Genomic DNA, 8643 nt, shown 5'->3' on the forward strand with positions numbered 1-8643 from the left:
CTCGGGCACTGTCAGAACCAACTCTCCATCCTCAACTGCAATATCCACTTCCCCGCCCTGAGCAAGCTCGCCGAACAGAATTTTCTCGGCCAATGGCTTTTTCACTTTATCCTGAACCAGACGACTCATTGGACGAGCCCCCATACGTTCGTCATAACCGTGCTCAGCCAGCCACTGGCGCGCATCATCATCGACATTCAGCAGCACGCGTTTGTCGTCCAGCTGCCCCTGCAGTTCTGCCAAAAACTTATCGACAACGTGCAGAATGGTATCGCGCGATAATGGCGAGAACTGAATAATACTGTCGATCCGGTTGCGGAATTCCGGCGTAAAGGTTTTCTTCAGCGCCTCCATACCATCCGTACTGTGATCCTGGAAGGTAAAGCCGATACTTGAACGGCTCATCTGCTCTGCCCCGGCGTTGGTTGTCATGATCAGAATGACATTACGAAAATCCGTTTTACGGCCGTTATTATCCGTCAGCGTGCCATGATCCATCACCTGCAGAAGAATATTGAACACTTCCGGGTGGGCCTTCTCAATTTCGTCCAATAACAATACGCAGTGTGGATTTTTATTGATTGCCTCGGTAAGCAGCCCACCCTGGTCATAACCGACATAACCCGGAGGCGCACCGATCAGACGGGAAACGGTGTGGCGCTCCATATACTCAGACATATCAAAGCGGATTAATTCCATCCCCATAACATTCGCCAGCTGTCGTGACACCTCGGTTTTACCGACACCGGTAGGCCCGGCAAACAGGAATGAGCCAATGGGTTTTTGCGGAGAATTAAGTCCGGCACGCGACATTTTAATCGCTGTCGATAAAGTCTGGATCGCCTCATCCTGACCAAACACCACCATGGATAATTTATCTTCCAGTTTAAACAGAAGTTCTTTATCCGAAGCCGATACGGTTTTTGGCGGAATACGGGCAATCGCCGCAACGACCTGTTCAACCTCAGTCACGCCGATCACTTTCTTGCGTTTGTTCGCTGGCAACAGATGCTGCAGCGCACCGACTTCATCAATTACGTCAATCGCTTTATCCGGCAGATTACGGTCTGTGATATAGCGCTCCGCCAACTCAGCCGCCGCTTTTAACGCCTTATCGGTGTAGCGAATATTGTGATGCTCTTCAAAACGGGACTTCAGCCCCTTAAGAATTTTATAGGTATCTTCAACCGATGGCTGAGCTACATCTATTTTCTGGAAGCGACGGGTCAGTGCGCTGTCCTTTTCAAAAATTCCGCGGAATTCGGTAAAGGTTGTAGAGCCAATGCAACGTATCTCACCGGAACTCAGCAGAGGTTTTAATAAATTACTGGCATCCATAACACCACCGGATGCAGCACCAGCACCGATGATGGTATGAATTTCATCAATAAATAAAATGCCATGAGGCTGCTTTTTCAGCTCGGCAAGCAAGGCTTTAAAACGTTTTTCAAAATCGCCGCGATATTTTGTTCCGGCAAGAAGCGCGCCCATATCCAGGCTGTAAACAACGGCATCCTCAATAACCTCAGGTACATCGTGATCAACAATGCGCTTGGCCAGACCTTCAACAATGGCGGTTTTACCAACACCGGAGTCGCCGACTAACAGTGGATTATTTTTGCGCCGGCGGGCCAGTGTCTGCACCAGACGACTGACTTCATAATCACGACCAATCAGCGGATCAATCTTACCTTCCCGCGCCAAACGGTTCAGGTTGGTTGCGTAACCCTCCAGCGCACTTTTACTGCTATTCTCAGCTTCCTCTTCCGACCCTTCGGACAGGTGGTCAGAAGACTCATCCGGGCCGGATACTTTAGAAATTCCATGAGAGATGTAATTCACCACATCAATACGGGCGATATTCTGTTGTTTCAGGAAGTAAACAGCCTGACTTTCCTGTTCAGAGAAAATAGCAACCAGAACATTTGCCCCGGTAACTTCAGACTTTCCGGACGACTGAACATGAAATACGGCCCGTTGCAGTACGCGCTGAAATCCCAGCGTTGGCTGGGTTTCCCGCTCACCATCATGCTCAGGAATCAGTGGTGTAGTGGAGTCTACAAACTCCTGCAGCTCTTTGCGCAGCTTGGTGATATCTGCACCACAGGCCTCCAGCACGGAAGCTGCCGCCTCATTGTCCAGCAAGGCCAGAAGCAGGTGTTCTACCGTCATAAATTCATGACGTTTCGAGCGAGCATCCTTAAATGCATCATTCAGTGTTTGCTCTAACTCTCGGTTCAGCATATTGCCTCCTAACCTCAGTCATCTGCCGGAGAAATTTCACACATCAACGGATGCTGACAATCTCTTGCATATTGATTCACTACAGCCGCTTTAGTTTCCGCTACGTCTTTCGTATGTATTGCGCAAACTGCACTGCCTTTAGTGTGAACCGTTAACATAATCTGCGTTGCCTGCTCTGGCGTTTTACTGAAAAAACGCTGCAACACTTCAACTACGAACTCCATGGGTGTGTAGTCATCATTCATCATAACCACACAATACATAGGGGGCTTTTTCAGAGCTGGCTTTACCGCTTCAGTTACCACCCCACCATGATCATTGGAGTAAGGATCTTCTGCTTGTAAGTTTAGTTGAGAATCAAAGATGTGGTGCATAGCCTGATAGAATCGTTGCATTTTGCTGGCATGATAACCCTCTGCCCCCCACACCTCTAGCACAGCAATGCTTCCAGGGTGTTATTTGTTAAATGCGGGCGCCCCAAACAATAACAAGTGTGAATGCAAATAAAGACCACTTATGGACGCTTGACGCTCTGTTTTTGTGGGGTTAGTGTGTTATTCAGCCATGGGTAGTAAGCCAGAGCTTATTTCAGTCGTAAGGCATGCAAGGGAGGCATAATAATGAAAACAGGGAAGGTAAAGTGGTTCAACAACGCAAAAGGCTACGGTTTCATTCTTGCTGATGACAGCAATGAAGACCTGTTCGCCCATTACTCAACTATCCAGATGGATGGCTACCGCACACTGAAAGCTGGCCAGGCCGTTCAGTTTGACACCAAGCCCAGCGATAAAGGCACCCATGCTATTAACATCCGCGCTCTAGAGACTGATGCAGCTTCGGCTGATAACGAAACTTCAGACGAGCATTCATTTACTCCCGAGGGAGCCTGATCTCATCAGGCTGCATACACGACAAGACAAACGGACATAAAAAAACCGCCTTTCGGCGGTTTTTTTATGTTGCTTAACTGATCAGCAGGAGTGACCATCAATGGCTGTATTCAACGTTGCACTTGGACGCATCGCTTTCTCTGCCAAAGCCGGCACCGGACGATAGTAACCGCCAATGTCAACTTTGCTACCCTGCACTGCGGACAGCTCAGCCATAATTGCCGCTTCATTATCCGAGAGTTTTTTCGCCAGCGGCGCAAAGCATGACTGAAGGTCTGCATCTTTAGTCTGCTCAGCCAGTGCTTTTGCCCAATACAGCGCCAGATAAAAATGACTGCCGCGGTTATCAATATCACCCACTTTACGGGATGGCGATTTGTTATTGTCGAGCACCTGACCTGTTGCGAGATCCAGTGTTTCTGCCAGCACGTGAGCTTTATCATTGCCGGTAGCATGCGCCAGATGTTCGAGAGAGGCCGACAATGCCATAAATTCACCCAGCGAATCCCAGCGCAGGAAATCTTCTTCCAGTAACTGCTGTACATGCTTAGGTGCAGAACCACCGGCACCTGTTTCAAACAGACCACCGCCAGCCATTAATGGCACGATAGAGAGCATTTTGGCGCTGGTGCCCAGCTCCATAATCGGGAACAGATCCGTCAGGTAATCACGCAGAACGTTACCGGTAACGGAAATCGTATCTTTGCCTTCTTTCAGGCGCTGCAGGGTTACACGGGTCGCTTCTTCCGGGGTCATAATGCTGATATCCAGACCGGAAGTATCGTGCTGAGCCAGATACTTCTCAACCTTGGCAATCAGCTGTGCATCATGAGCACGGTTTTTATCCAGCCAGAAAATCGCTGGCGTATCACTCAGACGGGCACGGGTTACTGCAAGCTTCACCCAGTCCTGAATCGGTGCATCTTTGGCCTGACACATACGCCAGATATCGCCTTCTTCTACGGCATGCTCAAGCAATACGTTACCGCCGGCGTCGACAACCTGAACGCGGCCATCAGCCTGAATCTCGAAAGTTTTATCGTGTGAGCCGTATTCTTCCGCCTTCTGCGCCATCAGGCCAACGTTAGGCACACTGCCCATTGTGCGCGGATCGAACGCACCATTTTTCTTACAGAAGTTAATGGTTTCCTGATACACGCCGGCATAGCAGCGATCCGGAATAATGGCCTTGGTGTCCTGCAGGCCACCTTCTTTATCCCAGAACTTACCAGACGCCCGGATCATCGCTGGCATAGACGCATCAACAATCACATCGTTTGGTACATGCAGGTTGGTGATACCCTTATCGGAATTCACCATACCCAGCTCAGGACGCTTGCTGTAACACGCCTGAATATCGGCTTCGATGGCAGCACGCTGCTCTTCTGGCAGATGGCGCAGTTTCCACAGCAAATCACCCAGACCGTTATTTGGATTAATGCCCAGCTCATCAAAGGTTTCGGCGTATTTTTCAAACACATCAGAGAAGAATACAGATACCGCATGACCAAAGATGATCGGATCGGATACTTTCATCATGGTGGCTTTCAGGTGCACAGACAGCAGTACACCCTGCTGACGCGCATCTTCAAACTCACGGGCAAAAAATTCACGCAGTGCCTTACGGCTCATCACTGAAGCATCGATAACTTCATCAGCCAGCAGCGGCAGCTTGGCTTTAAGAACCGTTTTTTCACCATCAGCGGCGATGAATTCAATACGGGCATCGGTCGCCGCTGCCATGGTTACCGACTTTTCACTGCCGTAGAAATCGCCATGATCCATGTGGGCAACATGGGTCTTGGAATCCGCAGACCATTCACCCATGCTGTGAGGATTATTGCGGGCGTACTGTTTAACCGAGGCTGGCGCGCGACGGTCTGAGTTGCCTTCACGCAATACCGGGTTTACCGCACTGCCTTTGATTTTGTCGTAACGGCGCTTGGCTTCTTTTTCTTCCTCAGTTTCCGGCTCTTCCAGATAACGGGGGATTTTAAAACCTTTGGCTTTTAATTCTTTGATGGCATCAATCAGCTGCGGCACAGAGGCACTGATATTTGGCAGCTTAATGATGTTGGCCTCAGGACGGTTTGCCAGAGCACCCAGCTCTGCCAGGTCGTCAGACTGACGTTGTTCTTCGGTCAGGTATTCCGGGAAAGCAGCAAGGATACGACCGGCAAGAGAAATATCGCGGGTTTCAACAGCAATACCAGCTGACTGAGTAAATGCCTTAACGATCGGAAGCAGAGAGTAGGTTGCCAGTGCCGGCGCTTCATCGGTCTCTGTGTAAATGATCTTTGGGGTATCGGTGGACATTGTTACTCCTATCGCATGGTAGCTGATTGCTGTTTCGCATGAGGCTTAACAGGCGGGTAGCTTTTGGCCACCGCATTTCCTGTACAATAAAGCCTCCGGTTCGGGATCTGTCCTGCTTATGCTGGGACAGTCAACCGCATCGGTGCCGGGGATTAGTTCCGGCGACTCATAGAGTCCGGGGCGGTAATTTGTAGTTTTTCTACAAAAAATGCAAGCTAGACGAAAGAATAAGTAGTTTTCTTACAGAACCAACCAGACAAAGCCATGGCCACCCTGATACTGCTCAACAAGCCTTTTAACGTCCTCTCCCAGTTTAGTGACTCTGAGGGGCGCTGCACGCTCAAGGCGCATATTGACCTACCCGGCGTTTATCCGGCCGGCCGCCTCGATTACGACTCCGAAGGCCTGCTGCTTCTGACCGACAACGGCCAGCTGCAGGCGCGTATTGCCGACCCGCAGCACAAGATGGAAAAAACCTATTGGGTTCAGGTTGAGGGGATTCCGGATGATGCCGCTCTGCAGGCCTTGCGCAGCGGCATCACCTTAAAAGACGGGCCGACCCGCCCCGCTGGCGCCCGCATTATTGAAGAGCCGCCACTATGGCCCCGCCATCCGCCCATCCGCCAGCGCGCCAACGACATCACCAGCTGGCTTGAGATCCGCATCCGTGAAGGCCGCAACCGTCAGGTGCGGCGCATGACTGCTCATATCGGACACCCGACCCTGCGTCTGGTACGCGCCAGTATTGGCCCCTGGTCTCTGGGTGATCTGCAGCCTGGCGAATACCGTAAAGAAACTGTACACATGCCAGCCCCGACGCCGGGTAAATCCCGCCCGACCACACAGCAGCGTGGCAGGCGCAAAATCAGCACGGCACGTAAACCGCGCTGATTTGAGCAAGCGCCCTTATTTCGGGTAAACTCCCTGCCCCTTTTTTATCAGGATGTCTCATGTCTGAGCGCTGGACTCCACATGCCACCGTTGCCACCATCGTTGAACACGAAGGCCGCTTCCTTATGGTTGAAGAAATCAGTCTCGGCCAGCAGGTAATCAATCAGCCAGCCGGACATATAGAAGAAGGCGAAACCGTTATCGACGCGGCACGGCGCGAGACCCTGGAAGAAACAGGCTGGCTGGTGGAGCCTGAAGGCCTGGTTGGCCTGTACACCTACACCGCCCCGGCCAATCAGGTGACCTATCACCGCTACTGCCTGTTCGCCCGGGCGCTGCATGTGGTAGAAGGCGCCGTGCTGGATGATGGCATTATTGGCCCGCGCTGGCTGAGCATTGATGAACTGCGCACAAGCACACAGCTGCGCAGCCCGATGGTCCTGACCTGTATTGAGGATTATCTCGCCGGGAAGCGTTACCCTCTGGACGTTATTGTAGAGCACCCTTAATCATGAAAACGCCTTCTGAAACCAAAGTCATTGTCGGCATGTCCGGCGGCGTCGACTCCTCTGTTTCCGCTTACCTTCTGCTTGAGCAGGGCTATCAGGTCGAAGGCCTGTTCATGAAGAACTGGGACGAAGACGACGGCACAGAATACTGCACCGCCAAAGAAGATCTGGCCGATGCCCAGCAGGTATGCGACACCCTGGGTATTAAGCTGCATCAGGCCAACTTTGCTGCCGAATACTGGGACAATGTGTTCGAGTATTTCCTCAACGAATACAAAGCCGGCCGTACGCCCAATCCGGATATCCTGTGTAACCGTGAAATCAAGTTCAAAGCCTTCCTTGATTACGCCAAGGTGCTGGGTGCCGATCTGATCGCCACCGGACACTATGTGCGCCGCCTCGATAAAGACGGCCACACCTATCTGCTCAAAGGACTCGATGGCAATAAAGATCAGAGCTACTTCCTGCATGCCGTCGGTGAAGCCGAAATCCGCCAGACCCTGTTCCCGGTTGGTGAACTGGAAAAACCGGAAGTGCGCCGTATCGCTGAAGAACAGGGGCTGATCACCGCAGGTAAAAAAGATTCCACCGGCATCTGCTTTATCGGCGAGCGCCGTTTCAGCGATTTTCTTAAGCAATATCTGCCGGCCCAGCCCGGCCGCATTGAGACCGACAAAGGTGAAGACATCGGTGCCCACCAGGGTTTGATGTACCACACCCTGGGTCAGCGTCAGGGGCTCGGCATCGGTGGTTTGGCCGGCTATCCGGATGAACCCTGGTTTGTTGCCGGCAAAGATCTGGAACGGAATGTTCTGATCGCCGTTCAGGGCAAGAATCACCCATTACTATTCAAAGACTGGCTGACCACCGAACAGGTTTTCTGGGTCAATGGCGAACCTGAACTGCCACTGCGCTGCAGCGCCAAAGTGCGCTACCGTCAGGATGATCAGGCCTGCCTGATCGAACGTGATGGCAACCAGTACCGTATTACCTTTGATCAGCCACAGCGGGCCATCACGCCGGGACAGTCGGTGGTGTTTTATGTTGGCGAAACCTGCCTCGGTGGCGGGGTTATTGAACAGACCGGTGACAACGAATGATGCTTTCCCGCAATGAAGAGCAAGCCATTGCCCTGGCTGCCGTGGTACAGGCTGCGGTGCTGGTTGAACAATTGGCCCGGACCGGGGACATCCCTGCCGACTCATCCGAGCCATTGTTACGCGCCCTGTTTATTCAGTCACCGCAGCATTTCAGCGATGTTTACGGCAACCCTCATACCAGCCTGAACGTCGGCCTGAACCACCTGGGTACCATGCTCAATCGTTCAATGCAGGGCGTCAGCCCTGACGTTACCCGCTACGCCCTGAGCCTGTTGCACCTGGAGCGCAAGCTGCGTCAGAAGCCAGCGATGATGGCCGCGCTGGGCGATGGCATCCAGAGTGCCTCGCGCCAGGCGGATCATTTTTCTGTCGGACATGAAAACACCGTCGCCGCACTGGCAGGACTGTATAAACAGACGCTGAGCAACCTTAGTTTCCGTATTCACGTCACCGGCAACCCGACACACCTGCAGAACGCCCACACGGCCAACCGCGTACGTGCGCTGCTGCTGGCCGGTATCCGCGGCGCTATTCTCTGGCGTCAGGTTGGCGGCAAACGCTGGCACCTGCTGATAAACCGCAGCCGCTACCTGAAAGCCTGTACCACCCTGCTGCAAAACCCTGCGGATAACGATCGCCAGCCATGACCAGAAAACACATCGACCGAACCTTTACCACCGCTCCGATGATGGA

General features: G+C 52.3%; 8 protein-coding genes. 5 read left to right on the forward strand and 3 right to left on the reverse strand.

The features are described 5' to 3' along the window. Nucleotides 1-2244 (reverse strand): ATP-dependent Clp protease ATP-binding subunit ClpA (gene clpA, locus B3P58_RS02440; RefSeq protein WP_286715875.1); only part of this gene is annotated, 2244 nt, incomplete at its 3' end. Between the two features lie 14 nt (nucleotides 2245-2258). Beyond that, nucleotides 2259-2618, reverse strand: coding sequence for an ATP-dependent Clp protease adapter ClpS (gene clpS, locus B3P58_RS02445; protein ID WP_145469061.1), 360 nt, complete (start codon nucleotides 2616-2618; stop codon nucleotides 2259-2261). A 246-nt stretch (nucleotides 2619-2864) separates the two neighbouring features. Here clpS and cspD point away from each other — a divergent pair, with 246 nt between their 5' ends. Then, nucleotides 2865-3134: a cold shock domain-containing protein CspD gene (gene cspD, locus B3P58_RS02450; RefSeq protein ID WP_286715877.1), complete on the forward strand. Its 270-nt coding sequence runs from the start codon at nucleotides 2865-2867 to the stop codon at nucleotides 3132-3134. Nucleotides 3135-3215: 81 nt separating this feature from the next. On the opposite strand, the gene B3P58_RS02455 is transcribed toward cspD, so the two are convergent. Further along, nucleotides 3216-5450, reverse strand: coding sequence for an NADP-dependent isocitrate dehydrogenase (locus tag B3P58_RS02455; protein ID WP_286715879.1), 2235 nt, complete (start codon nucleotides 5448-5450; stop codon nucleotides 3216-3218). A gap of 264 nt (nucleotides 5451-5714) precedes the next feature. Here B3P58_RS02455 and B3P58_RS02460 point away from each other — a divergent pair, with 264 nt between their 5' ends. Genes B3P58_RS02460 through hflD form a run of 4 tightly spaced genes read left to right on the forward strand, consistent with a single transcriptional unit; the run spans nucleotide 5715 to nucleotide 8597 of the window. Further along, nucleotides 5715-6341, forward strand: coding sequence for a pseudouridine synthase (locus B3P58_RS02460; RefSeq protein ID WP_286715882.1), 627 nt, complete (start codon nucleotides 5715-5717; stop codon nucleotides 6339-6341). Nucleotides 6342-6400: 59 nt separating this feature from the next. Continuing rightward, a complete protein-coding gene (locus B3P58_RS02465; protein WP_286715885.1) occupies nucleotides 6401-6850 on the forward strand; it encodes an NUDIX hydrolase in 450 nt (149 codons plus the stop codon). 2 nt (nucleotides 6851-6852) lie between these two features. Then, the gene (mnmA, locus tag B3P58_RS02470; protein ID WP_145468626.1) at nucleotides 6853-7950 is read left to right on the forward strand and encodes a tRNA 2-thiouridine(34) synthase MnmA; all 1098 of its coding nucleotides are present in this window, start codon (nucleotides 6853-6855) and stop codon (nucleotides 7948-7950) included. After that, nucleotides 7947-8597 carry a high frequency lysogenization protein HflD gene (gene hflD, locus B3P58_RS02475; RefSeq protein ID WP_230332259.1) on the forward strand — a complete coding sequence of 217 codons (651 nt, stop codon included), beginning with the start codon at nucleotides 7947-7949 and terminating at the stop codon, nucleotides 8595-8597. The genes mnmA and hflD overlap by 4 nt, the downstream gene beginning before the upstream one ends. Nucleotides 8598-8643 lie beyond the last annotated feature (46 nt).

Source organism: Thalassolituus sp. UBA2009, assembly GCF_002335285.1.
Classification (GTDB): Bacteria; Pseudomonadota; Gammaproteobacteria; order Pseudomonadales; family Oceanobacteraceae; genus Venatoribacter; species Venatoribacter alkanivorans.